The sequence below is a fragment of the Bacillus sp. SIMBA_026 genome, from assembly GCF_046535335.1.
Lineage (GTDB): Bacteria > Bacillota > Bacilli > Bacillales > Bacillaceae > Bacillus > Bacillus velezensis.
Map to the genome: position 1 here is coordinate 1 of NZ_JAWRWX010000492.1, position 234 is coordinate 234.

The window sequence follows — 234 nt, forward strand, 5'->3', positions numbered from 1 at the left end:
GGCCTCATTGAGCGGGCGGCCCGCATCGACCGACGCCCTCCGGAACGCGCCGTCGACGTAGCGATATCCGCTGTCATGCGCCCATTCGACGAGCGACGGCGCGCCGTGCCGGCCCAGCTCGCTCGACGGCGCGAACATCGTCACTTGCGACGCGACGGTGTTGATCATCAAGTGATCCGGCTGGCTCGACGGATGCGCGCCCTGCCCGCATTCGCCGGCGTCGAACACCGTGAT

General features: G+C 68.8%; 1 protein-coding gene. It reads right to left on the bottom strand.

Translation table 11 applies throughout. The features are described 5' to 3' along the window. The coding region (locus tag SB847_RS22295; RefSeq protein WP_410578950.1) for an FAD/NAD(P)-binding protein at positions 1 to 234 on the bottom strand (234 nt) is incomplete at both ends.